Source organism: Paraburkholderia nodosa DSM 21604 (assembly GCF_000519185.1).
Taxonomy (GTDB): domain Bacteria; phylum Pseudomonadota; class Gammaproteobacteria; order Burkholderiales; family Burkholderiaceae; genus Paraburkholderia; species Paraburkholderia nodosa.
The window spans coordinates 93,786-118,822 of sequence record NZ_JAFA01000015.1 but is presented as its reverse complement, the minus strand read 5'-3'; the positions used below and the strand labels follow the sequence as shown (position 1 = coordinate 118,822).

Here is a 25,037-nt window from a genome sequence, read left to right as displayed (position 1 = left end):
GCCGGTCTGTATTCCGTTGAGGTGGGATGGAACGCTAGGCGCTTGGCATCGTTTCGGGTTCCTTGACAATGCCGGCTTCGAAGAGCCGTTGCTGCGTATCCGCGTCGATGCCGAGCGCGTCCATCACGGCGCGCGTGTCGGCGCCCAGCGCGGGCGGCCGCGTGCGATAGGTCGGCGGCGTGCGCGAGAGCTTCACGGGCGCGCCCGTGCCACGATAGCCATCCATTTCGACGATCATGCGGCGGTGCCGCGTGTGCGGATGCGCGGCCACGGCGTCGACGGTCTGCACGGGGCCGCACGGCACGCCGGCCCGGATCAGGTCGCGCGCGAGTGGCTCGCAGTCGTGCGCGGTCAGCCGCGCTTCGAGTGCAGCCTTGAGTTCCCGCCGATGCGCGCAGCGGCTGCGGTTGTCGGCGAAACGCGGGTCGTCGGCGAGGCCGGGCACGCCCAGGTGCGCGCAGAGCTTCCCGAACTGGCGGTCGTTGCCCACCGCGAGGAAGATGGGCGCGTTGCCGGTCGCGTAGCTGTCGTACGGCGCGATGTTCGGGTGCGCGTTGCCGCTGCGCTGCGGTGTGCGGCCATTGCCGAAATAGTTAGGCAAATGCGGATGCAGGAGCGACACGCCGCAATCGTAAAGCGCGATATCTACCGATTGCCCGAGGCCGCTCTTTTCGCGCTCGGCCAGTGCGAGCAGAATGCCGGCGAGCGCGTTCAGGCCCGTGACCATGTCCACGATCGGCAGGCCCATGCGCAGCGCGGGGCCGTCGTGCTCGCCGTTCACGCTCATCAGGCCCGCCATCGCCTGAATCACGGCGTCGTAGCCGGGCAGGCCGCCGAGCGGGCCATCCGGACCGAAGCCCGAAATGGCGCAGTGAATCAGGCGAGGAAAACGTGGACGCAGATCGCGCTCGTAGTCCATGCCCCAGCGCGCGAGCGTGCCCGGCTTGAAGTTTTCGACCAGCACGTCCGCGCCTTCGAGCAGCTGCCACAGAATCGCGCGACCTGCTTCGCGCGAGAGATCGACGGCGATGCCCTGCTTGTTGCGGTTCACGCCAACGTAGTACGACGCCGTATCGCCGACGAAGGGTGGGCCCCAGCCGCGCGTTTCGTCGCCGTCGGGCGGTTCGAGCTTGATGACTTCGGCGCCGTGGTCCGCGAGCGACTGGGTGCAGTACGGACCGCCCAGCACGCGGCTCAGATCGATTACGCGCAGCCCATGCAGCGCGCCGTTCACCCTGGTTGCTGTGGATTCCTGAGTTGTATTCATCGCGCGTCGTCCCGCTGTGCCGGAATCAGTTGCATGGCCTGATCGAGCGTCAGCGCTCGTTCGTCCACCAGCGCGCGCAGCGTTGCGGTGTTTTCGTCGCGTTCATCGAGCGCGAGCGGGTCGCGCGGCAGCAGCTTGTGGCGCACCAGCAGATGCGCGAATGCGAGGCGCCGGTAATCGGGGGCGTCGTGCGAAATCTGCGCGGCTTCACAGGCCATGAGGGCCGCCGTCGTGGCGTGATAGAGCGCGCTCGCGGCCTGGCGCACCGATTCGTCGCGGCCGCATTCGGCCACGCTCACGAGCGCCGCACCCGCGCGGTCGAACACGTCGCGCAGGAGCGCTGTACTGGTTTCAGGCAGGCCGCTTTGCGCAAGCTCCGCATGCACGTGCTGCGTCAGCGCCTCGAGCGCGCCTTCGCGCTTCGCCGCACGCGCGACATCGAGCGCGACGATATTGCTCGTGCCTTCCCAGATCGAGCCGAGATGCGCGTCGCGCACGAGACGCGGATCGCTCCACTCCTCGATATAGCCCACGCCGCCGCGCACTTCCATGGCGTCGCCGGTGACGCGGCGCGCGTCGCGGCAGGCGCGGAACTTGATGAGCGGCGTGAGAATGCGCACGCACTTCGCCGCGAGTTCGTCGCCGGTATCGGCGCGCGTGAGCAGCGTGGCGATGCGCATGAACATCGAGCGCGCCTGTTCGGCGGGCAGCATCATCTTGAGCAATTGACGCTGCATGAGCGGCATTTCGATGAGCTTGCGGCCGAACGCCTCGCGGTTGCGCGCCACGTGCAGCGCCTCGGTCACGGCGCGGCGCATGAGGCCCGCCGCGCGCACGCCGTTCGACAGCCGCGACATGTTGATCATGTCCGCCATCTGATGAAAGCCGCGGCCCACCTCGCCGATCAGGTACGCCTGCGCGCCTTCCAGCACGATCTCGCCGCTCGCCATCGAGCGGCTGCCGAGCTTGTCCTTCAGGCGCACGATGCGATAGGCGTTGCGCGTGCCGTCGGGGAGCGTCTTCGGCAGCAGGAAGAGCGCGAGTCCCTTGATGCCGGGCGGCGCGTCGTCGGGGCGCGCAAGCACCATCGCGAGATCGGCATCGGCATTCGAGCAGAACCACTTGTCGCCGTAAAGACGCCACATGTCCTCGCCATTTGCGTCACGCTCGCGGGTGGCGCGGGTGGCGATACGCGCCACGTCCGAGCCCGCCGCCTGCTCGGTCATGAACATCGCGCCCTGGTAGAGCGTGTCGAAGTCCTGCGAGGCGAGCATCGGCAAATAGCGCGCAACGAGTTCGGGCGAGCCGAAGCGGCGCAGCGTGCGCGTGAGCGAGTCGGTCATGCTCACCGGGCAGCACAGCCCGAACTCGGCCTGCACGAACAAATAGGTGAGCGCGTATTTGACGAGCGGCGCGGGCGCGTTCTCGCGATGGCTCATGGCCGCGAGGCCAAGCTCCGCGTAGGCGACGCGTTCGAGCGCCACGTAGTCGGGATGCTTGTCGATGCGCTGGATCGCTTCGCCGCTGCGCGTGCGCTGTTCGAGCGTGGGCGGGTGCTTGTCGGCGACTAGCGCGAGCGCGTCGAGTTCGTCGGAGGCGCGCTGGCCGAGCGCGGCGAGGCGCGTTTCGATCGCGCCGAATGCGGTATCGCCGAGATAGCTGCGCAAAAGGGGCGCGAAGCCAGGATCGCTCGTGTAGAAGTTGATGCCGCGGCTATCGGGAATGTTGGCCGAGCCGCTGGCCGCGGGGGCGGGGTTCGCCTGTGCGGGCTGGGTGGCGAAGGCGGGGCGATCGCTCATCGTGTGCTGTCTCCATGCTGTTTTGCTCTACGATTCGGCGTAGCTTAGGCGCGGCTTCGATAACGGTCCAATACAACCGATGTCATGTACGATAAGCGCTATCTATCGATAAAACGCAGAAGGAGCCCGCCATGGAACTCAAGCAACTGCGCTATTTCGTGGCGGTAGCCGAAGAGCTGCACTTCGGGCGCGCGGCGCGCCGGCTCTTCATTTCGCAGCCGGCGCTGAGCTTCGACATCCGCAAGTTCGAGGATCAGCTAGGCGTGCAACTGCTCGAACGCACCAACAAGGCCGTCGCGCTGACCAACGCCGGCAACGTGCTGCTCGAAGAGGCGCGGCGGCTGCTGGAGCAGGCCGACGAAGTGCGGCGCATCGCGGCGCGCTCCGCGCACGGGCTGGCGGGGCGGCTGCGCATCGGCTTCGTCAATTCGATGCTCTATCGCGGGCTGCCTGAGGCGGTGCGGCGATTCGAGGCCGATCATGCCGCCGTGGAAGTGGTGCTGCGCGAGATGAACACGGCCGAGCAGGTGCAGGCGCTGCAGCGCTTGCAAATCGACCTCGGCTTCGCGCATTGGGGGCGCTTTCCGGCCGAGGTGGAATCGAAGGTGCTGTTTTCCGAGCCGTTTCTTTGCTGTCTGCCAGAAGGGCATAAGCTTGCGCGCAGGCGTCGCATCGAACTTGGCACGCTCGCGCGCGAACCGTTCATCCTGTTCCCGCGCTCGGTGTCGCCGCATTATCACGATCAGATCATCGCGACTTGCGTGGAGGCCGGATTCAGCCCGCAGATTCGCCACGAAGCGCGGCTCTGGCAAACCGTCGTCACGATGGTGGAGTTCGGCATGGGCGTCGCGCTCGTCCCCGCCGCGCTCGGGGCTGCGGGCTGCGGGCGCGTGGTATTCAGGCCGTTGGCTAGCAATCCTTATGAATCGCAGGTGCTAAGGCTTGTGCGCAGTGGTGAGGCGAGTGCGCTGGCGCGGGGGTTTGCGGGGTATCTCGGGGGGCGCAGGGAAAGCAGGGCGGACGCCAGGCCGCCCCGTACGTGAACGCCGTCAGACCTCAACCGCAAGTCCCGATCTCTCCACACGCCGTGCAGAAGTCGCACCCGTCTTTGCGGATCACTGCATTCGCCCCGCACGACCCGCACTTGCGGCCGAGCATCGCGTGGGCAAACGCGTGCTGGGTATCGGCGGGCAGCGCGTTGTCGCCGGCCAGCACCTGGTCGCCGGGATGCTCCGCGCCGGCCCGCGCGTTGCCGGTGAGTTGCGCGGGCAACGCACCGTCGAACGCACCGGCGCGCCGCTGCGCGAGCAGCCGTGACGGCACCTGCCGCCCCTCGGCATCGAGAAAGCCGCGCCGATGCAGAATCTGCTGGATCGCGTAGGCGATGGCCGCGACCTCGGAGTCGTGCCACAGCGGAATACGCCGGCCGTCCAGACGCTGCGTCTCGCCATAGCGCACCTGGCCGCGATCCCACGACACCTTGCGCAAATCCTGCAGATTGCGCGCAACAAACCCGCCGCGGGCCGCGAGCGAGAGCGAACGCATGGTCGCCGTGATCCATTGCTGCTGCTCGTCGCGCTGGCCCACGGGGATAAAGAATTCGATAGGCCGCTCGATCGTCACGGCTTCGCCGCCCACCTGGCCCGTCACTTCGAGAAACGACACCGCCACGTAGAGCGACACCTTGCCCGTCTGCGTGATGTATTCGATCTTTTCGATCACGGCGGGCAACTCGCCCTTGGGCCGATGGTCGATCGCCACGCGCAGCGGGTCGAGCAGGGCGTCGCCGAGCGCGTCGTCGGCCGTTGCGGCCGCTTCAGGAGGCAGCGTTTGCAGCACCGCGCCGAGCGTCTCGTTCGGGCGGTAGGTCGCAAGTCCCTTGAGGCCGCGCCGCCATGCGTCGAGATAGAGGTTTTCGAAGTCTTCGAACGGATAGTCGGCGGGCACGTTGACGGTCTTCGAGATCGACGTGTCGACGTACGGCTGCACGGCCGCCATCATCGCCACGTGTTCCTGCGCGCTCATTTCCAGCGCGCTCACGAAATACGCGGGCAGTGCGCTCACGTCGCCGCCCAGTTCCCGGTACACGCGCCACGCGTGGTCTTCGACGTTGAACGTTTCGCGGCTGCCGTCGGCCATGCGGCGCGTGCGCTGGTAGGTCCACGAGAACGCGGGCTCGATGCCGTTCGAGACATTGTCGGCGAACGCGAGGCTCACCGTGCCCGTGGGCGCGATGGAAAGCAGATGGCTGTTGCGGATGCCGTGCGTGCGGATCCCGGCCTTGAGGTCGTCGGGCAGGCGTGAGGCAAAGGTGCCTTCTTCGAGGTACGTCCTCGCGTCGAAAAGCGGAAAGGCGCCGCGCTCGCGCGCGAGTTCGACCGATGCGCGATAGGCGGCATCGCGCATCGTGCGTCCCACGCGCGCGCCGAATTCGCAGCCTTCGGGCGAGTTGTAGCGGATGCCGAGCATCACGAGCGTGTCGCCGAGTCCCGTGAAGCCCACGCCGATACGCCGCTTGGCCGCTGCTTCCGCCTGCTGTTCGGGCAGCGGCCAGAGCGTGGCATCGAGCACGTCGTCGAGAAAGCGTACCTGGGTGCCCGTGCGTTCGGCGAGGTGATTCCAGTCGAAATTTGCGCTCTTGCGTTCGCCGCCGCGCAATTGCGCAAACGGTTCGATCACGAAGCGCGTGAGGTCGAGCGGTCCGAGGTTGCAGCAACCGTAGGCGGGCAGCGGCTGCTCGCCGCACGGGTTGGTCGCGCGGATGGCTTCGAGCGCGCGCAGGTTGTTGTCCTCGTTCATGCGCGAGATGAAGACCACGCCCGGCTCGGCTACGTCGTAGGTCGAGCGCATGATCGCGTCCCACAGCGCGCGGGCGCGCGTTTCGGCGTAGACCCACAGGCCGTCGTCGCGGCGCTGCAGGTCGCCCGAGGCGCGCAGCGCGGGCGAGGGCTCGGCGCGATGCACGAGTTGCCACGGCGCGTCGTTTTCCACTGCGCGCATGAATTCGTCGGTTACCGCGACCGAAACGTTGAAGTTGTTCCAGCGACCCTTCGAATGCTTGGCCTCGATGAATTCGGGCAGGTCGGGGTGATCGCAGTCGAGCACGGCCATCTGCGCGCCGCGCCGTGCGCCCGCGCTTTCCACGGTGCGGCACGAGGCGTCGAACACGTCGATGTAGCTGCACGGGCCCGATGCGCTTGATCCCGTCGACTTCACGTGCGCGCCGTGCGGCCGGATCGCCGAAAAGTTGTAGCCCACGCCGCCGCCGCGCCGCATGGTTTCGGCGGCCTGCAGCAGCGCGACGTAGATGCCGGGGCGGCCTTCGTCGTCCACGCCCTGGATGCTGTCGCCCACCGGCTGCACGAAGCAGTTGATCAGCGTGGCTTCGATGCCGGCCCCCGCCGCGCTCATGATCCGCCCCGCGCCCAGCGCGCCGTTGCGCAGATTGTCGACGAAACGCGCCTCGACCTCGGCGCGCAGCGCAGGCGGCTCGACCTGCGCGACGCCGCGCGCGACGCGGCGGTAGATGTCGTCGGCGGTCTGCTCGTCGCCTTTGGCGTACTTCTCGAGCATCACGTCGAGCGAGAACTGCTGCGGGGGAAACGGAAGCGGGGGCGTGTTTTCTGCCATGACGGGGCCTCGCGAAGCGCCGCGCGGGAGGCGGCGGTTGAAGGGCGTTCGAAGGGCGGCGGCTGCGCCGCGACCGTTCAACCTTACCCCAGCGGCGCGCGGCGTGCACGGCGGCGCGGCCGCGCATGCGGCGACGCCGGAGCATGCCGGCGTCGCGGCGGCCAGGGCGGGTCTGCGGTTACACTGCTCCCGCCTGCATGCGGGCACCGAATGTGGAGACGGGGGAGGAGACTGGATGACGAACGAAACGGCGCCCGTGGTCTACCGCGACACGGTGCGCTCGGAGTGGGTCGATTACAACGGCCACCTGCGCGACGCGTTCTACATGCTCATTTACAGCTACGCGACCGACGCGCTGCTCGACGCCATCGGGCTCGACGCGGCTGCGCGCGAGGCGCGCGGGCGGTCGATGTACACGCTGGAGGCGCACCTGAACTATCTCCACGAGATCAAGGAGGGCGCGCAGGTGCGCGTCGAGGTCCGGGTGATCGAGCACGACGCGAAACGCGTGCGCCTGTATCTGGAGATGTTCGCGGGCGATCTCGACGATGCGCTCGCCGCGCCCGTCTCGGCGAGCGAGCAGCTGCTCTTGCACGTGGACCGCTCGGGCCCGCGCGCCGTGGCCTTCGACGCCGATGTGCTCGCGCGCGTGGCGGCGTTGTGTGCTGCCTCGGTGGGCTTCGCGCCGCGCCATGCTGCGCGGGCGATCTCGCTCGCGCCTCGTTGAGGCGCCCGGACGACGTCGCTGCGCTTACTTCGCCAGTTCCGCGCCGATGAGGTCGCCGAACACTTCGGCGGCGATCATGACGGAGGCGTTGAGCGGCGCGGGTCGTTCGGCCGGCTTGAACACGGCGTCGCCGCGGCGGATCTTGCGGCGCGACACCGCGCAGGTGCCCGAAGAATGCGCCGAGCGGCGGCGCCAGCGCTGTTCGCCATAATGGCAGCGACCGGGTTCGACCCAGCGGATCACCAGCGCCGTATCCGTCTGCTCGAGTATTTCGATACGCTCACCGTTGGCTCCGTCAAGCGAGAGGCACGCTTTTTTCTTCATTGTCGGCTCCGTAAGTGTGGTGCCGCGAATGTAGTCCTGCGCGCTGACAAGTGCCATTCTGTCGCCGTTGAAACACCATTCCATTATCAGCAACAATTGCCCTGCGACACGTTGCGATTCACGAAGGAATGGGGGTTTGCGGCGGATTTGGGGTCGACATCTCGAATTTGTGCAACGCACTGTTGTACGTGGCGCGACATCGAGTGGCCCGAAAACGGGCGCCTGGAGGGCGTTCCAGGGTGGGGACGGAACGGCTGGGGGAGATCTGGATCTGAGGAAAGACCGGCCCGGCTGGATCGGTTTGCTGCACCGCGCTGGCTGGTTGCACCGCACCTGCGCAGCCACGAAACCCGGGTAGCTGTTTTTTGAATTTTCAAGAGGTTACATGATTCATCGTCCGCCTGCTCCGAACTCCGCACACGAGCAGAAAATCCAGCGCGCCGCCTCCGCGGTGCTGTACGCCACGCTCGTGTTGCTGGCGCTGTGGATCGTGCGCGAGTTCCTGCCCGCCGTGGCTTGGGCGAGCGTTTTTGCCATCGTCCTGTGGCCCGCCTATCAGGCGATCGAGCGCCGCGCCTGGTTCAAGGGCCGCAAGACGCTGATCGCCACGCTGCTCACTGCCGCGATCGGCCTGCTCGTGCTCCTGCCGATCGCCGTCACGGCCATTCAGGCCGGCGGCGAGGCCCACGAGCTTTACCTCTGGCTGCGTGACGCCCAGGAGAACGGCGTGCCGGTGCCCGACTTCGTCTCGCATCTGCCGGTCGGCAGCCGCCAGGTGAGCGACTGGTGGCAGGCCAATCTCGCCCAGCCGCTCAAGGTGTCCCCGGCGATGAAGAGCCTGCACGGCGACACCATCGCCTCGTTCGGCCGCCACTTTGGGGCGCGCGCCGCCCACGCCACGATGACGTTCGGCTTCATGCTCGTCACGCTGTTCGTGATCTTCCGGGCGGGCCCGCGTCTTTCGGCGACGGTGATGCGCGGTGCGCGCCGCGCCTTCGGCGCCGACGGCGCGCAGCTCCTGCAGCGCATGGCCGCTGCCGTGCGCGCCACGGTCACGGGGCTCGTGGTCGTGGGGCTGGGCGAGGGCGTGCTGCTGGCCGCCGCCTATATCGCGACCGGCGTGCCGCACGCGGCGCTGCTCGGCACCGTCACCGCCATCGCGGCCATGCTGCCGTTTTGCGCGCCCATCGTGTTCGGTGGCGCGGCGCTGTGGCTCGTCATCCAGGGTTCGTTGATCGCGGCGGCTGCGCTCGCGATATGGGGATTCGTGGTGGTGTTCATCGCCGAGCATTTCGTGCGGCCCGTGCTGATCGGCAGTTCCACGCGTCTGCCGTTTCTGCTCGTGCTGTTCGGCATTCTGGGCGGGGCGACGACCTTCGGGCTGATCGGCATCTTCATCGGCCCGGCGCTCATGACCGTGCTGATGGTGCTTTGGGTGAACTGGGCGGAGTGAGGCCCAGTTACGCTCAGTTCGCGGCGAGGCGCCCCGCGCGCCCCGCTCAACGCAAGCAGGCGAGCGTGTACTTGAGCGCAGCGGGCAGCAGTTCGCGCCACACTGGCCACACGTGGCCGCCGTCCACGATGCGCAGCGCCGCCGGGTTGCCTGCCTCGCGCAGCCGCGTGTAGAGCAGCGACGACTCGGCCTGGATCACGAGGTCGTCGTCGCCGGCGGCGATGAAGAACGGCACGCGCCAGGGCCGCGCGAAATACGGCTTCCAGAGCGCCGGATAGTTGAGCGTGCGCCAGACCTGCGCGTCGAACTGATGGTCGCCGAATACGCCCACGTGACGCGCCGCCGAACTGGGCGGCGGGTCGCCCGCATAGACCGCCGGGGAAAGCAGCAGCGCGCCGCAGAACATGTCGGGGTGCTCCAGCGTGTAGCGCAGCGCGCCGAACCCGCCCATCGAAACGCCGCCGATCGCGCGGCCGTCGCGCGCGTCGTCCACCGCGAAGTGCGACTCGATCTCGGGCAGCAGATCCTGGAAGAACGCCGTCTCCATCCTCTCCTTGCGGTCGACGTACCAGTCGGTGCCGCCCTGCGGCATCACGATCACCACGGGCGGGATCTCGTGACGGGCGATCAGCGCGTCGGCGGTAGTCTGGAGCTGGCCTTGCGTGACCCAGTCCATGGGCTCGCCGTTGTTGCCATGCAGGAGATAGAGCACCGGGTAGCGGCCCTGGTCGGCGCGATAGCCGTTCGGCAGGTACACCACGTAGGGCCAGTCGCGGTTGAGCGCCTCGGCGTGGAACGTGCGGACCACGATCGTGCTCGCCGCGGCAGGCGCCGCTGGCGTGACGAACGCCGCGCAAGAGAGCGCGAGCGGGAGCAGCGCGGTGCGAAGGAGTCTGCGCATGGCAAGGACATCGAGGGCGGTGGCGCGCCGGCGGCGCGGGGTCATCATGCTAGCAGCCGCTCGTACGCGCCGGAAGCCGTGAGCGGCGAGCCGGCGCGCAGTGCATGGTCTGCGAGCCGCGTCGTTTCAGGCGGAAGCTTTGGCGCGCGAAGGCAGCAGACGCCTGAGCGGGTCGGACGCACGCGCGACGAGCAGCAGCGCGGTGATCGCGACGGCGTCTGCGCAGAGGCCGAGCGGCACGTTCAGGTAGCCGTCGGTGTACCAGTAGAGCACCGAATCGACCGTGAGCGAAATCACGGCGCCGGCCACGAACGAGAGCATCCCCTTGCGGCCCACGAGGCCCACCCAGGGCAGCGCATGCGCCACGCGCTTCGCCCAGCCGAGGCGGATGACATGCGCCGTGAGCCACGCGATGCCAAGGAAGTTCAGCACGCGAAACCATGCGAGGTTGCGCTTGAAGTCGCCGTCGAGCGCGACGTTGCCGAGCTGCAGGTGATAGATCGCCGCGCCCGCCACGACAGCGAGTGCGGCGAGGGTCACGAGCGTGCCGAAACGGTGCGCGTTCACCCGCTGGAACACGGGCTGCGCTTGCGCGATCACGCCGAGCACGAACATCAGTTGCCAGGCGAACGGGTTGAAGTCCCATTGCACGTCTTCGACGTGCGGCAACCACGGCGCCAGGTGCGGCGCGACGCCCCAGAGCGCGAGGCTCACGGCCAGCAGCAGCCACGGCCGCGTGCGCGCGAGCGGCAACGCGAGCGGGGCGGCGAGGGCGAAGCAGGCGTACATCGGCAGCACGCCGGCCAGATACGGCTGGCGGCGCAGCAGCACGATGTCGCGCAACGCGGCGGCAGGCGCGAGCGTGAGATCGTCGAGATCAGTGGTGGCGAGGTTGGGCGCATCCACGTTGCACGCCACGAGAATTGCGGTGACGAGCAGCATCAACAGCGCCGTCACGACGAACGCGCGGTAGATCTCGAACGCACGCTTGATGAAGCGCTGCCGCGCCGCAGCCTCGGTGCGGCGTGCGCACAGCGTAGCCCACGCGGTGGCCGTGGCGAAGCCGCCGAGGAAGACGAAGACCTCGGCCGCGTCGCACAGCGCGTAGGCGTGCAGCGTGACGCGCGAGACGATGCTGCCGCCAATGTGATCGACGACGATGATGAGCAGGACGAGGCCGCGGAAGAAATCGAGTTCGACTAGACGGTTGGATGACTTTGACATGTTGGGGCAGCAGGCCGGGCCGGCATGGGGCGCATGAAGCAGCCGATGATGCTGAACGGGCCAGGCGGGCAGATGCTGGAAGTACCTGGCTGGAAAATCAGGAAATCAGGAATTCGGGCGGGGTTCGCGGGGCGCCTCGCGCCGGGAACCGTGAAGCGGTCACCGGGGCGGCCGCACGACAAACGCAGGAAAAGACCTGAAGAATACGCGAGGGTTCCCGCCACACGCGGGTTTACGTTGACGCCGTCGATATTAGCGTAATTTCAAATACCTTTCAGTGGGCGCCGCCAGTGCGCCGTTCAAGTTTCCGGGGCCTGTGCCGATAAGGCAGGGGAAGGGGCACGATCATGCTGTCGCGGCAAATGCCGCTCTGACGCGGGTTTGGGCAATTTCTTCTGGCCCTTTGTCGATGCCTTTATCGGGCAAGAATTCGGCTAATTAACATTTGTTTCAAAGTGTTCTCCCTGGGCTGTTTTCGTGGAGTTGCGCTTTACAATGCCGGATCGAATTTGAGATGGCACGCTCGTTCGTTAATACGGCGATCGCGTGCATTGAATGTTTATGGTTCGAGATGCAGTCGATTTAGACGCAGATCGGAGCAGTCGGCGCAGGCGAGTCGGAGCGCCATGAGGGGCGGGAGCGCGGCATACGCAGCAGACCGTCCGGGGCATCCGCTCGCTGCATCGCAAGGCTGCAAGCACCGCAGGAGAGAGGAATGTTCGAAGACGATCGTATCGGTCAGCGCGGTCTCAAGGGGTTCTGGGCAGCGTTGGGATTGGCAGCCCTGCTGGGCGGCTGCGCCAACATGAACCAGCAGCAACCGCAACAACAACCGCAGCCCGACACGGCGGCAGCGGCGCCCCCGGCTTCCGATGCAGCGAGCGCCGACGACAGTGCACAACAGGCGGCGAGTGCGCCCGTCACGCGCGTCGTCACGAAAACGACGTACGTACGCGTGCGCCGCGGCGACACGCTGCAGCGCATCGCGCAAAAGCACAGTGTTTCGGTCAAGGATCTGGCCGCCTGGAATCACCTGAAGCCGAACGGTCATCTGCGCGCAGGCCAGTCGATCAAGCTGGTTTCGAAGCAGACGATCACCGTCCAGGTGGCCGCGCCGCAAGCTGGCAGCGCGACGGCGAACGCCAACCCGAACGCAGCCGGAAACCGCCAGGTTGCCGCCGAAGTGGCGCGCCACGCGAGCAGCGTCGCGCTCGTGTGGCCGGCGCATGGCCGTGTGGTCGAGCCGTTCGCGCCGGGCACGACGCGCGGCATCGAGATCGCGGGCAAGGCCGGCGACCCCGTGATCGCCGCCGCCGACGGCAAGGTCATGTACGCGGGCACGGGCCTGAACGAATACGGCAGCCTGATCATCGTCCAGCACAACAAGGACTTCCTCACGGCTTACTCGCACAACCGCCGTCTGCTCGTGAAGACCGGCGATACGGTGCATCAGGGCCAGCAGATCGCCGAGATGGGCAGCGAGAACAATGACCGCGTGGCGGTGCTGTTCGAGGTGCGCCGCGACGGGAAGCCGGTGGATCCGATGCCGTATTTGCCGTCGTCGCCGCAGGGCTGAGCGCGGCGTTTCGGATCGCGGCGCAAGGGCGCCGCGTTTCCAGTGTCCAGACTGCGCGGCGAGAACAACAAAACCGCCCTGACGCATCGCAACGTCAGGGCGGTTTTTTCATCACCGCAAACCGCGCACTGCTTAAAACCGCTTCTTAAAACGCGTCCCCCGGCACCCGCACCCAGCCTTCCATCAGCACGCGCGCGCTGCGGCTCATGATGGCCTTCGTGACTGTCCATTCGCCGTTTTCCTGGCGGGCCTCGGCGCCCACGCGCAGCGTGCCCGACGGATGCCCGAAGCGCACCGCGCTGCGTTCGCCGCCGCCCGCCGCGAGATTCACGAGCGTGCCGGGAATGGCCGCCGCGGTGCCGATCGCCACGGCCGCCGTGCCCATCATGGCGTGATGGAGCTTGCCCATCGACATGGCGCGCACCAGCAGGTCCACATTGCCGGCTTCCACGCGCTTGCCGCTCGACGCCGTATAGGCAGCGGGCTTCGCCACGAAAGCGATTTTCGGCGTGTGCTGGCGCGTGGCGATCTCGTCGAGGTGCTTGATGAGCCCCATGCGCAGCGCACCGTGCGCGCGGATCGTCTCGAATTTCTCGAGCGCCTGCGCGTCGCTGTTGATCGCGTCCTGCAATTCCGTGCCCGTGTAGCCGATGGCCTCGGCGTTCACGAAGATCGTCGGGATGCCCGCGTTGATCATCGTGGCCTTGAGCGTGCCCACGCCCGGCACTTCGAGGTCGTCAACGAGATTGCCGGTGGGGAACATCGCGCCGCCCGCGCCTTCTTCCTCGGCAGCCGGGTCGAGGAATTCGAGCTGCACTTCGGCGGCGGGGAAGGTCACGCCGTCCAGTTCGAAGTCGCCCGTCTCCTGCACGTGGCCATTCGTCATCGGCACGTGCGCGATGATGGTCTTGCCGATGTTGGCCTGCCAGATGCGCACGATCGCCACGCCGTTGTCGGGCACGCGGCTCGGGTCGACGAGGCCGCCGCTGATCGCGAACGGGCCCACGGCGGCGGAAAGATTGCCGCAGTTGCCGCTCCAGTCGACAAAGGCCTTGTCAATGGCGACCTGGCCGAACAGGTAGTCGACGTCGTGGTCTGGCTTGCTGCTTTTGGCCAGAATCACGGTCTTGCTCGTGCTCGACGTCGCGCCGCCCATGCCGTCGATCTGCTTGCCGTACGGGTCGGGGCTGCCGATCACGCGCATGAGCAGCTTGTCGCGCGCGACGCCGGGCTGCTGCGCCGAAGCGGGCAGATCCTGGAGGCGGAAGAACACGCCTTTGCTGGTGCCGCCGCGGATGTAGGTGGCGGGGATCTTGATCTGAGGTACGTGTGCCATGTGTTGTCCTGAAACGAAGGGCGGCGCGCGTGTGACCGCTGCGCCGCCCGTTTCCCGTTTATGCCGCTGCCTGCGACGATTCGAGGAAGTCCTGCGCGAAACGCTGCAGCACGCCGCCCGCCTCGTAGATCGACACTTCTTCGGCCGTATCGAGCCGGCAGGTGACCGGCACTTCCACGCGCTCGCCGTTGCGGCGCTCAATCACGAGCGTGAGGTCGGCGCGCGGCGTGCGCTTGCCGATCACATCGTAGGTTTCCGTGCCGTCGATGCCGAGCGTCGTGCGGTTCGTGCCCGCCTTGAACTCCAGCGGCAGCACGCCCATGCCGATCAGGTTCGTGCGGTGAATGCGCTCGAAGCCTTCCGCCACGATCACTTCCACACCCGCGAGACGCACGCCCTTGGCCGCCCAGTCGCGCGAGCTGCCCTGGCCGTAGTCCGCACCCGCAACGATGATGAGCGGCTGCTTGCGTTCCATGTAGGTTTCAATGGCTTCCCACATGCGCGTGACCTTGCCTTCCGGCTCGACACGCGCAAGTGAGCCCTTCTTCACGGCGCCGTCCACCACGGCCATCTCGTTGATGAGCGTGGGGTTCGCGAAGGTCGCGCGCTGCGCCGTGAGGTGGTCGCCGCGGTGCGTGGCGTACGAGTTGAAATCCTCTTCGGGCAGGCCCATTTTCGCGAGGTACTCGCCCGCGGCGCTGTCCAGCAGGATCGCGTTGGAAGGCGAGAGGTGGTCGGTCGTGATGTTGTCGCCGAGCACCGCGAGCGGGCGCAGGCCCTTGAGCGTGCGCTCGCCAGCCAGCGCGCCTTCCCAGTACGGCGGACGACGGATGTAGGTGCTTTGCGCGCGCCAGTCGTAGAGCGGGTCGGTCGTTTCGCCGCTTGCCGCCGTGGCCGCGAACATCGGCTCGTACACCTTGCGGAACTGCTCGGGCTTCACGCTCTTCGCGACGATGGCGTCGATCTCTTCGTCGCTCGGCCAGAGGTCCTTGAGGTACACGGGCTTGCCGTCCTTGTCCGTGCCGAGCGAATCGCGTTCGATGTCGAAGCGGATCGTGCCCGCAATCGCGTACGCGACGACGAGCGGCGGCGAGGCGAGGAACGCCTGCTTCGCATACGGGTGAATGCGGCCGTCGAAGTTGCGGTTGCCCGAGAGCACTGCGGTCGCGTAGAGGTCGCGGTCGATGATTTCCTGCTGGATCTTCGGGTCGAGCGCGCCCGACATGCCGTTACACGTGGTGCAGGCAAACGCGACGATGCCGAAGCCGAGCTTTTCCAGATCCGGCAGCAGGTTGGCTTCTTCGAGGTAAAGCTCGACGGCCTTCGATCCCGGTGCGAGCGAGCTTTTCACCCACGGCTTGCGCGTGAGGCCGCGTGCGTTCGCGTTGCGCGCGAGCAGGGCGGCGGCGATCACGTTGCGCGGGTTGCTCGTGTTCGTACAGCTCGTGATGGCGGCGATGATGACCGCGCCGTCGGGCATCTGGCCCGGCGTTTCTTCCCACTTGCCCGCAATGCCGCGCTCGGCGAGTGCCGAAGTCGGCAGACGCTTGTGCGGATTCGACGGACCAGCCATGTTGCGCACCACGCTCGAAAGATCGAACGTGAGCGTGCGTTCGTATTGCGCGTTAGCGAGCGTATCGGCCCAGAGGCCCGCGGTCTTCGCGTAGGTTTCGACGAGCTTGACCTGCTCTTCTTCGCGGCCCGTGAGGCGCAGATACTCGAGCGTCTGGTCGTCGATGAAGAACATCGCGGCCGTGGCGCCATATTCGGGCGCCATGTTCGAGATCGTGGCGCGGTCGCCGAGCGTGAGGCTCGACGCGCCTGCTCCACGGAATTCCAGATACGCGCCCACGACCTTTTCCTTGCGCAGGAACTCGGTGAGGGCGAGCACGATGTCGGTCGCGGTAATGCCGGGCTGGCGCTTGCCGGTCAGCTCCACGCCGACGATATCGGGCAGGCGCATCCACGAGGCGCGGCCGAGCATGACGTTTTCGGCTTCGAGGCCGCCCACGCCAATGGCGATCACACCGAGCGCATCGACGTGCGGCGTGTGGCTGTCGGTGCCGACGCAGGTGTCGGGGAACGCCACGCCTTCACGCGCCTGGATCACGGGCGACATCTTCTCCAGATTGATCTGGTGCATGATGCCGTTGCCCGGAGGGATCACGTCGACGTTCTTGAACGCCTTCTTCGTCCAGTTGATGAAGTCGAAACGGTCCTCGTTGCGTCGGTCTTCGATCGCGCGGTTCTTGTTGAACGCGTCCGGATCGAAGCCGCCGCATTCGACGGCGAGCGAGTGATCGACGATCAGCTGCACCGGCACGACCGGATTCACCTTGGCGGGGTCGCCGCCCTGGTCGGCAATGGCGTCGCGCAGGCCGGCGAGATCGACGAGCGCCGTTTGCCCGAGGATATCGTGGCAGACCACGCGCGCCGGGAACCACGGAAAGTCGAGGTCGCGCTTGCGTTCGATGAGCTGCGTGAGCGATGCGGTGAGCGTGGCCGGGTCGCAGCGGCGCACGAGGTTTTCGGCGAGCACGCGCGAGGTGTACGGCAGCGTGTCGTAGGCGCCGGGCTGGATGGCCTCGACGGCTTCGCGCGCGTCGAAGTAATCGAGCCGGGTGCCCGGGAGGGACTTGCGGTAGGCGGTATTCACGGCTTGGGGACCAAAGATGTAGTGGGTTGGCGGCAGCTGCGCGCGTCGTAAGCGAATGTCCTCACTCTATACGCGCGCGCCGCCGTCTCCCAGTCGTCCGAACGTCATAGTCCGCCCGGACGACTGGTGAGCCTCATTCAGCGCTTGCTGATCGGCGTGAACTTCAGATTCTCCGGACCCGTGTAATTCGCGCTCGGGCGGATGATCTTGTTGTCGATGCGCTGCTCGATGATGTGCGCGCTCCAGCCGGCCGTGCGCGCAATCACGAAGATCGGCGTGAACATGGCGGTCGGCACGCCCATCATGTGATACGACACGGCGCTGAACCAGTCGAGGTTCGGGAACATCTTCTTGACTTCCCACATCGTCGATTCTAGGCGCTCGGCGATGTCGAACAGCTTCATGTTCGACTGCTCCTTCGAGAGCTTCTTCGCGATTTCCTTGATGACCTTGTTGCGCGGGTCCGAGATCGTGTACACCGGGTGGCCGAAGCCGATCACGACTTCCTTCTTCTCCACGCGCGCGCGGATATCGGCTTCTGCGTCGTCGGCGTTTTCGTAGCGCGACTGGATCTCGAACGCGACTTCATTCGCGCCGCCGTGCTTCGGACCGCGCAGCGCGCCGATCGCGCCCGTGATGGCCGAGTAGATGTCCGAGCCCGTGCCCGCGATCACGCGGCCCGTGAACGTCGAGGCGTTGAACTCGTGCTCGGCGTACAGGTTGAGCGACACGTGCATCGCGTCGACCCACGACTTCGACGGCGCGCGGCCGTGCAGCAGGTGCAGGAAGTGGCCGCCGATCGAGTCGTCGTCCGTTTCGACTTCGATGCGCTTGCCGTTGTGCGAAAAGTGATACCAGTACAGCAGCATCGAGCCGAGCGACGCCATCAGGCGGTCGGCGATATCGCGCGCGCCCGGCAGGTTGTGGTCGTCCTTCTCGGGCAGCACCGTGCCGAGAATCGAGACGCCGGTGCGCATCACGTCCATCGGGTGCGCCGAGGCGGGCACGGCTTCGAGCGCCGTCTTCACGTTGGCGGGCAGGCCGCGCAGCGCCTTGAGTTTCGCCTTGTAGCCGGCCAGTTCGGCCGTGTTCGGCAGCTTGCCGTGCACGAGCAGGTACGCGACTTCCTCGAATTCGCACGCCGTGGCGAGGTCGAGAATGTCGTAGCCGCGATAGTGCAGGTCATTGCCGGTGCGGCCCACGGTGCACAGCGCCGTGTTGCCCGCCGTCACGCCCGACAGCGCAACGGACTTCTTCGGCTTGAAACCGCCTGCGGCTTGCGTGGTGTTTTCTGCTTCGCTCATGGTGTCTTCCTCTCTCCAGGTATCTGTGAACTATATGGTGGGCGGATTTACTTCTTAGCGGCAAAGAGCGCGTCGAGCTTGTCTTCGTACGCGTGATAGCCGAGGTAGCGGTAAAGGTCTTCGCGCGACTGCATCGTCGAGACGGCGGCCTTTTGCGTGCCGTCGCGCTTGACGGTCTCGTAGAAGTTCAGCGCGGCGGCGTTCATCGCACGATACGCGCCGCAGCAGTAGAGCGCGATATCCACGTTCGCGCTCTTCAGTTCTTCGGTCGTGAAGAACGGCGTCGAGCCGAATTCCGTGAGGTTGGCGAGAATCGGCACCTTTACGGCGGCGCGGAAACGGCGGTAGTCGTCGAGCGTCTTCATCGCTTCGGGGAAGATCATGTCCGCGCCCGCTTCCACGTAGGCCACCGCGCGCTCGATCGCGGCGTCGATGCCTTCCACGGCGGCCGCGTCGGTGCGGGCCATGATGACGAAGCCGTCGTCGGTGCGCGCATCCACGGCGGCCTTCACGCGGTCCACCATCTCGCCGGTCGCCACGACTTCCTTGTTCGGGCGATGGCCGCAGCGCTTCTGGCCCACCTGGTCCTCCAGGTGCACGGCGGCCACGCCCGCCTTGATGAACGACTTGATCGTGCGCGCGATGTTGAAGGCGCCGCCCCAGCCGGTGTCGATGTCGACCATCAGCGGAATGTCCACGGCGTCGGTGATGCGGCGGGCGTCGATCAGCACGTCGTCCATGGTGCTGATGCCGAGGTCCGGCACGCCGAGCGAGTTGGCGGCCACGCCGCCGCCCGAGAGATAAACGGCCTTGAAGCCGGTCGCCTGCGCGAGCTTGGCCGCATACGCGGTGATGGCGCCGACGACCTGCAGCGGTTGTTCGGCGGCCACGGCTGCGCGGAATTTTGCGCCGGCGCTTGCGGGGGATTTGTTGTTCATGCGGGATGTCTCCAATTGAATCGCCGCCTGATACTGCAGATAGCGTGCCAGCTCCGCGCTATGAGACTAACGCGTTGATTTTGCGACGGAATCCTGTTTGCTGGTAGCGGACCCTGATTTCCATGATGAAATCGCAATTTCAAAAGTGAAATCTACGCGCGATAATGCGAAATCCGGCTGACGGCCGGCTTTCGGCTACGCCGGCCCTCGACGCCACGACCGTATCGTTGGACATCATGAACCGCTTTCCCGCTCCCGCTTCGTCCGCCATCCGCCCGCGTGTGTGGGCCATGGGCATCAGCCGCCTGCGCGACCTGTTTCGCGACATCGCCCGCGAATACGACGAGCTAGCGGACCTGCGCGTGGTGCCGCGCGGCTTCGAGGAAGCGGTGGCCGAAATCGCCGCAGCGGGGCTGAACCAGCGGCCCGATGTGGTGGTGGCGGCGGGCTCGAACGGCACCTATCTGAAGGCGCGGATCGACCTGCCCGTGGTGCTCGTGCAGCCCACCGGCTTCGACGTGATGCAGGCGCTCGCCCGCGCGCGGCGCGAGGCCGATCTCGTCGCGCTCGTCACCTACGGCGAGACGCCCGTGGAGATGCGGCGCTTTGCCAGCGCCTATGGCATCGACGTGGTGTTCGGCCAGTACCGCACGGTCCAGGACGCCGAGGCGTGCGTGCTCGACCTGCGCGACCGCGGCGTGGGCGCGGTCGTGGGGCCGGGCCTCGTCAACGATCTCGCGGCCCGGCTCGGGCTCGTGCCGTTTTTCGTCTACTCGCGACCCTCGGTGCGCGCGGCGTTCGACAACGCGCTGGATCTCGTGCAAGCCACCTGGCGCGAAACGCAGCGCCGCCAGCGCCTCGACAGTGTGTTGCAACATCTGCGGGACGGCGTGGTCGCGCTCGACGCGCGCGGCCGCGTGGAGGCGATCAACCAGCGCCTCGCGGCCGTGCTCGGCATCGATCCGGCGGCGGCCGCGGGCCAGTCGCTCGCGGCGCTCGCGCCCGACATCGCCTTCGCGCTGCCCGAAGCCGATGGCGAATCGCTCGAGACGGTGCGCGGCGTGAGTTACGTCGTGCATCGCGGGCCGCTCGTCGACAACGGCGTGACGACGGGCGCCGTGCTCACGTTCCAGGAGTCGCGGGCGGTGGAGCGGCTCGACCGCACATTGCGAACGCGCCAGCGCACGCAGCAGTTCGTCGCGCGCTACCGGCTGGACGACCTGAGCGGCGCAACGCCCGGCATCGAGCGCGTGCGCCAGCTCGCGCGGCGCTATGCGAAGTCGGACGCCACGGTGCTGATCCGCGGTGAAAGCGGCACCGGCAAGGAGATGATCGCGCAGGGCATTCATCGCGAAAGCCCGCGGCGCGACTTTCCGTTCGTCGCGATGAATTGCGGCGCGTTTCCCGAGGCGTTGCTGGAGAGCGAGCTGTTCGGCTACGAGGAGGGCGCGTTCACGGGCGCGCGGCGCGGCGGCAAGGTGGGGCTCATCGAGGCGGCGCACCGCGGCACGCTCTTTCTCGATGAAATCGGCGAGATGCCGTTGCCGTTGCAGAGCCGCCTGCTACGCGTGCTGCAGGAGCGCGAGGTGGTGCGCCTCGGCGCCACGGAGCCCACGCGCGTGGACGTGCGCGTGGTCGCCGCCACGCACCGCGCGCTCACCGAGCAGATCGAAGCGGGCGAGTTTCGCGCGGATCTCTTCTATCGCCTGAACATTCTCAATCTCGCCATTCCGCCGTTGCGCGAGCGCGCCGCCGATATCGCGCTGCTGGCGGCAGAACTGCTGTTGCAGGCCTCGCGGCGCGAGCCGCGCGTGGCCGTGCGCATCCGCACGCCCGAAGACGCGGCGCGCACGCTCGCGCTGGTGAGCGGCGCGCTCGCGCGGCACGCATGGCCCGGCAACGTGCGCGAGCTGCAGAACGTGGTCGAGCGGATGGTGGTGGAGCTGGCCGATACGGAAGAGGAGGTGCTGACGCCCGACGTGCTGCGCTCGATCGCGCCGGAGGTGTTCGAGTCGCGCCACGCGGCGAGTGGCGCCGCAGCGACGGCAGGCGAGGGCGCGCTCACCCTGCGCGAGCGCAGCCTCAACACCGAAGCCGATGAAATCCGCGCCGCGCTCGACGCCTGCAACGGCGATCGCGACCGCGCGTGCGAGATGCTCGGCATCAGCAAGACGACGCTGTGGCGGCGCCTTTCCGCGGCGAAGGGCAAGCGCGGCAGCGCGGCCGCCGAGGCAACGGCGGCCACGGCGCCCCGCAAGGCGCCGCGCGCCTGAATCGCGCTCAGTTCTTCAGGGCGTTGAGCAGCGGCGCGACAGTCCCGTGCAAGTGCAGGATGTCGGGGCTCGCCTGCAACAACGCCTGATAACGCTCGTAGAATTCCGCCGATTCCTCGCCGGAAAAGAGCGCGGCCACGCCCTGCGCCGCGCCGATGCGATCGTCGGGGCTCGCGTCCTTGGCGTCGAGCGTTTCGTCGACGTTGGCGATCACCGTCGAGAACGGCATGAGCCAGCGAAAGCCCGAGCCGTTGATGAGCACCTGCAGGAAGGCCGCCGGCGTGACCGGTCCGAACTCGCGTTCGTAGTCCTTGCGCTCGTGGTCGAGAATCGCCTTGTGCAGCGTGAGCAGGGGTTTGCGCACGGTCGTGAGGAATTGAATCGCGCTTTGTTCGTTCATCGTGCGGCTCCTTCGGTGGCGCTCGTCGGGTCGTGACGCATCGTCGAACGGCGCGCGCCGGATCATGAGGTAGCGCGAACCGTTCGCGCCGATATGCGGACGATGGTAGCGCAATGGCCGGTCGCGCGCGGGTAAGCGGTAGATGAGCCGTGCATGAGCGCGGCAGCGCTACACTCTGCCGGTCCGCGAAACCGCGATGCCCGCGCGCCGATCACCCCGATAACGCTTCGATGACGATGACGATCCTGCCACTGCACCGCAACGACCTGCCGCTCGACACCGCCGAGCTGGCGCGCTTCATGGTCGGCAAATATCTCGTGCGCGACCTGGCGCGCGGGCGCATGGCCGGGCGGCTCGTCGAAGTCGAAGCGTATCCCGTGGGCGACTCCACGAGCTATGCCTACATCGGACGCCGGCCCTATAACGCCGCGATGTTCCTCGAGCGCGGTCATGCCCACGTGCGGCTGACCTACGGCAGCGCCTGGATGTTCAACATGTCGAGCGAGGCCGTGGACGTGGGCGCGGGCATCCTGTTTCGCGCGCTGGAGCCGCTCGAAGGCATCGGCGCGATGGAGGCGCTGCGCCCCGGCGTCCCGCTGCGCGATCTCGCGCGCGGGCCGGGGCGGCTCTCGCAGGCGTTCGGCATTGCGGCGGCCTTCGACGGCGTCGACCTGTGCCGCGGGCACGGACTCTGGATCGGCCGCGCGGACGAACCCGAGCGTCCCGTGGGCGTGACGACGCGCATCGGGCTCTCGCGCGAGATGGACCGGCCGCTGCGCTTCTACGAACTGGGCAGCCGGTTCGTGAGCGGCCCGCGCAAGCTGCTGGACGGCAGCGTCGCCCCGCTGTGACTGGCTCGAGCACCCCGGCGGAATCCGCGGGAAGTGCCGCGCCGCAAGGCGCTCGCGGGACGTCGTATGCGCGCGGCATTGTTGCCGCGAATGAAAGTGTATTTTCTCAAAATAAGGGTTTCCCCTGGGCTCCTGGCTCAATACACTGAAATCACTGGTTCGGCGATGCAATCAGACACCGCCGCCGGCATAAAACAAGTGATGGAGGTAATGAACATGAAGTCCCGTACCCTGATTCAAGCCGCATTCGTCGCCGCCCTCGTGGCGGCTCCGGCCCTTTCGTTTGCCCAGGTGCAAGGCAACGGTCCGGTCACGCGCGCCGAAGTGAAGTCCGAACTGATCCAGCTCGAGAAGGCCGGCTACAACCCGGCTACGGCCAACGACGCGACGTACCCGAGCGATATCCAGGCCGCCGAAGCCCGCGTGAGCCAGCAGCAGGGCCTGGCGCAAGCGCCGGCAGCCGAAACGAGCGGCTATGGCCCGTCGACCTCGGGTTCGGCGCAGTCGGGTCAGCCGGCCACGGTGCGCCCGTCGCAGTCGGTGTACTTCGGCAACTAAGTGGGTCAGTGAGCGGGCAGCTGAGCGGATAACCGGGCAGGGCGCGCCGTCAGGGGCGCCAAAGTCCAGGGAGCGCGAACGGTGCATATGGCCGTCGCTCAGACACCGGCACAGGCGACATCGATCGGCCACAGGCTGGCCGCTTCCGCGCAAGCCGGTGCCCGGGCGCTTCGAGCGGGCACAGAGGCCCTCGCAAGATGATCCGGCAGCCGCCCCCACCCAGCAACGCCCCTAACCGATACCGGCGAAGGCGGACACCGTTCCGCCTTTGTCGCACGCCGCCCGCGCAAACCATCGCGCGATTTTTCATGCGTGGAACCTCCGCCGCCGAAAGGTGGCTTCGCCCAACCCCTTCGGGATTGGGCGCTTTTTCACGTCTGGCGGTCTGGAGGGGCGGGAGCGTTACGTCAGGCGCCGGGCCCGCCGGTGATGTAGTGCTCGAGCTGCTCGATCGTGAACTTCTGCTCCGCGATGATTTCCTTCACCAGGTCGCCGATCGACACCATCCCCACGAGCTTGCCGCCGTCCATGACGGGCAGGTGGCGCATGCGCCGCTCGGTCATGAGCGCCATGCAGTCGTAGGTGGTCTGCTCCGGTTCGACGAAGCGCACGTGCGTGCTCATGATGTCGCGCACGGCGGTCGTTTTCGAAGATCGGTCCATCAGCACGATCTTGCGCGCGTAGTCACGCTCCGTGACGATGCCGGCGATCGTTGGACCGTCGGTCACGAGCAGCGCGCCGATCTGCTTATCGGCCATCAGGCGGATTGCGTTGTAGACGGAATCGGAGGCTTCGATCGTGTAGACCACCTGTTCCGGCTTCGATTTGAGTACCTGTGCAACGCTTGTCATAGGGCGACCCCTCTTCGTCCTTCTGGTTGTCCAGTCATTGCGCGGCGCGGCAGGCCGGGTGTATTGCCCGTCAAGCCATTGGAAAGCCATACCAGTATAGGCGGCTGGCGTGCCATGCGTCGTCGGGGTATGCGCGGGGTCGCACCATTTATGCCGGGGGCATGCGGCGCGGGCCGAGCTGCCCGCTACGGGGCTGGGCGGCGGGGCGGAGCAAATGGCGGTAAACTCCGGTTCCGAACCTCAACCCGGTCCCTTGCCGGTTTTGCCAGTTTTTTGCTCGAGAATCATGCCTACGCTTCCTGAGTCGTCCTGTGCGGACGGCGACAACGCCAATGAATGCGTCGTGCTTGACGCGACCGCCACGCTGCCGACCCGCTACGGCACGTTCGAGTCCTATGTCTACCGCGTGAAGGACGGCGGCGCCGAGCATCTCGCGCTCGTCATGGGCGACGTGGGCAGCGGCGAGCCCACGCTGACGCGGCTTCACTCCGAGTGCCTGACCGGCGACGTGTTCGGTTCCTACCGCTGCGACTGCGGCGAGCAGCTCGACCTCGCCCTGCGCTACATCGCGGCCGAAGGCCGTGGCGTGCTGCTCTACCTGCGTGGCCACGAAGGCCGGGGCATCGGCCTGTCGAACAAGATCCGCGCGTACCAGTTGCAGCAGCAGGGTCGTGACACCGTCGAGGCGAACCTCGATCTCGGTCTGCCCGACGACGCGCGCGAATACGATTCGGCGGCAGCGATCCTGCGCCTGCTGAAAGTGTCGTCGGTGAAGCTCATGAGCAACAATCCGAAGAAGTTCGACACGCTCCGGCAGCACGGCCTCCCGGTGATCGAGCGCGTAGCGCTCGCGATTCCGATGCGCGAGGAAAACGAGCGTTATATCCGCACCAAGCAGGTCAAGTTCGGGCACTACTTCGAAGAAAACGAATAACGCCGCCGATAGCGAAACTGCCCCGGCCGCGCCCA

At 67.0% G+C, this 25,037-nt stretch carries 20 protein-coding genes; 8 read left to right on the top strand and 12 right to left on the bottom strand.

The annotated features are described in order from the left end of the window. Positions 1-34: 34 nt before the first annotated feature. Both A3CW_RS0122540 and A3CW_RS0122535 read right to left on the bottom strand, forming a co-directional pair. On the bottom strand, positions 35-1,267 hold the full coding sequence (locus A3CW_RS0122540) for a CaiB/BaiF CoA transferase family protein (RefSeq protein ID WP_035513603.1): 1,233 nt from the start codon (positions 1,265-1,267) through the stop codon (positions 35-37). After that, positions 1,264-3,066 (bottom strand): acyl-CoA dehydrogenase family protein, encoded by a 1,803-nt coding sequence (locus tag A3CW_RS0122535; RefSeq protein ID WP_028205591.1) that lies wholly within the window; start codon positions 3,064-3,066, stop codon positions 1,264-1,266. Before A3CW_RS0122535 ends, A3CW_RS0122540 begins: the two co-directional genes overlap by 4 nt. Positions 3,067-3,197: 131 nt before the next feature. Here A3CW_RS0122535 and A3CW_RS0122530 point away from each other — a divergent pair, with 131 nt between their 5' ends. Beyond that, positions 3,198-4,109, top strand: coding sequence for a LysR family transcriptional regulator (locus A3CW_RS0122530; RefSeq protein WP_028205590.1), 912 nt, complete (start codon positions 3,198-3,200; stop codon positions 4,107-4,109). Positions 4,110-4,122: 13 nt separating this feature from the next. On the opposite strand, the gene A3CW_RS0122525 is transcribed toward A3CW_RS0122530, so the two are convergent. Further along, a complete protein-coding gene (locus A3CW_RS0122525; protein WP_028205589.1) occupies positions 4,123-6,696 on the bottom strand; it encodes an adenosylcobalamin-dependent ribonucleoside-diphosphate reductase in 2,574 nt (857 codons plus the stop codon). A gap of 235 nt (positions 6,697-6,931) precedes the next feature. On the opposite strand from A3CW_RS0122525, the gene A3CW_RS0122520 reads away from it, so the two are divergent. Beyond that, positions 6,932-7,423, top strand: a complete 492-nt coding sequence (locus tag A3CW_RS0122520; RefSeq protein WP_028205588.1) for a thioesterase family protein — start codon at positions 6,932-6,934, stop codon at positions 7,421-7,423. A gap of 24 nt (positions 7,424-7,447) precedes the next feature. Here the strand turns inward: A3CW_RS0122520 and A3CW_RS0122515 are convergent, their stop codons facing one another. After that, positions 7,448-7,747 (bottom strand): DUF3331 domain-containing protein, encoded by a 300-nt coding sequence (locus A3CW_RS0122515; RefSeq protein WP_028205587.1) that lies wholly within the window; start codon positions 7,745-7,747, stop codon positions 7,448-7,450. Between the two features lie 385 nt (positions 7,748-8,132). On the opposite strand from A3CW_RS0122515, the gene A3CW_RS0122510 reads away from it, so the two are divergent. Continuing rightward, entirely contained in the window at positions 8,133-9,200 is a 1,068-nt protein-coding gene (locus A3CW_RS0122510) for an AI-2E family transporter (protein ID WP_028205586.1), read from the top strand. Between the two features lie 46 nt (positions 9,201-9,246). Here A3CW_RS0122510 and A3CW_RS47210 read toward each other — a convergent pair whose 3' ends face one another. Together A3CW_RS47210 and A3CW_RS0122500 are read right to left on the bottom strand one after the other, a co-directional pair. Next, entirely contained in the window at positions 9,247-10,101 is an 855-nt protein-coding gene (locus A3CW_RS47210) for an alpha/beta hydrolase (protein ID WP_035513640.1), read from the bottom strand. Between the two features lie 126 nt (positions 10,102-10,227). Then, positions 10,228-11,325, bottom strand: coding sequence for an OpgC domain-containing protein (locus A3CW_RS0122500; protein ID WP_028205585.1), 1,098 nt, complete (start codon positions 11,323-11,325; stop codon positions 10,228-10,230). A 715-nt stretch (positions 11,326-12,040) separates the two neighbouring features. On the opposite strand from A3CW_RS0122500, the gene A3CW_RS0122495 reads away from it, so the two are divergent. Beyond that, positions 12,041-12,901: a peptidoglycan DD-metalloendopeptidase family protein gene (locus A3CW_RS0122495; RefSeq protein WP_028205584.1), complete on the top strand. Its 861-nt coding sequence runs from the start codon at positions 12,041-12,043 to the stop codon at positions 12,899-12,901. A gap of 145 nt (positions 12,902-13,046) precedes the next feature. Here the strand turns inward: A3CW_RS0122495 and prpF are convergent, their stop codons facing one another. The 4 genes from prpF to prpB all read right to left on the bottom strand — a co-directional run bounded on the left by prpF (position 13,047) and on the right by prpB (position 19,135). Then, positions 13,047-14,237, bottom strand: a complete 1,191-nt coding sequence (prpF, locus tag A3CW_RS0122490) for a 2-methylaconitate cis-trans isomerase PrpF (RefSeq protein ID WP_028205583.1) — start codon at positions 14,235-14,237, stop codon at positions 13,047-13,049. A 58-nt stretch (positions 14,238-14,295) separates the two neighbouring features. Continuing rightward, entirely contained in the window at positions 14,296-16,893 is a 2,598-nt protein-coding gene (acnD, locus tag A3CW_RS0122485) for a Fe/S-dependent 2-methylisocitrate dehydratase AcnD (RefSeq protein WP_028205582.1), read from the bottom strand. Between the two features lie 137 nt (positions 16,894-17,030). Next, positions 17,031-18,197, bottom strand: a complete 1,167-nt coding sequence (gene prpC / locus A3CW_RS0122480; RefSeq protein ID WP_028205581.1) for a bifunctional 2-methylcitrate synthase/citrate synthase — start codon at positions 18,195-18,197, stop codon at positions 17,031-17,033. A gap of 47 nt (positions 18,198-18,244) precedes the next feature. Further along, positions 18,245-19,135, bottom strand: a complete 891-nt coding sequence (gene prpB / locus A3CW_RS0122475; protein WP_035513600.1) for a methylisocitrate lyase — start codon at positions 19,133-19,135, stop codon at positions 18,245-18,247. A gap of 236 nt (positions 19,136-19,371) precedes the next feature. Here prpB and prpR point away from each other — a divergent pair, with 236 nt between their 5' ends. Then, on the top strand, positions 19,372-21,408 hold the full coding sequence (prpR, locus tag A3CW_RS0122470) for a propionate catabolism operon regulatory protein PrpR (protein ID WP_028205579.1): 2,037 nt from the start codon (positions 19,372-19,374) through the stop codon (positions 21,406-21,408). A 7-nt stretch (positions 21,409-21,415) separates the two neighbouring features. Here the strand turns inward: prpR and A3CW_RS0122465 are convergent, their stop codons facing one another. Continuing rightward, complete coding sequence (locus tag A3CW_RS0122465) at positions 21,416-21,808, bottom strand: thioredoxin domain-containing protein (protein ID WP_028205578.1); 393 nt, start codon at positions 21,806-21,808, stop codon at positions 21,416-21,418. A gap of 230 nt (positions 21,809-22,038) precedes the next feature. Here A3CW_RS0122465 and A3CW_RS0122460 point away from each other — a divergent pair, with 230 nt between their 5' ends. Together A3CW_RS0122460 and A3CW_RS0122455 are read left to right on the top strand one after the other, a co-directional pair. Beyond that, positions 22,039-22,659, top strand: a complete 621-nt coding sequence (locus A3CW_RS0122460; protein ID WP_028205577.1) for a DNA-3-methyladenine glycosylase — start codon at positions 22,039-22,041, stop codon at positions 22,657-22,659. Positions 22,660-22,875: 216 nt separating this feature from the next. Next, positions 22,876-23,217, top strand: a complete 342-nt coding sequence (locus A3CW_RS0122455) for a DUF4148 domain-containing protein (protein ID WP_028205576.1) — start codon at positions 22,876-22,878, stop codon at positions 23,215-23,217. A 407-nt stretch (positions 23,218-23,624) separates the two neighbouring features. On the opposite strand, the gene A3CW_RS0122450 is transcribed toward A3CW_RS0122455, so the two are convergent. Next, entirely contained in the window at positions 23,625-24,068 is a 444-nt protein-coding gene (locus tag A3CW_RS0122450; RefSeq protein WP_028205575.1) for a CBS domain-containing protein, read from the bottom strand. Positions 24,069-24,354: 286 nt separating this feature from the next. Here A3CW_RS0122450 and ribA point away from each other — a divergent pair, with 286 nt between their 5' ends. After that, on the top strand, positions 24,355-25,002 hold the full coding sequence (ribA, locus tag A3CW_RS0122445) for a GTP cyclohydrolase II (RefSeq protein WP_035513597.1): 648 nt from the start codon (positions 24,355-24,357) through the stop codon (positions 25,000-25,002). Positions 25,003-25,037 lie beyond the last annotated feature (35 nt).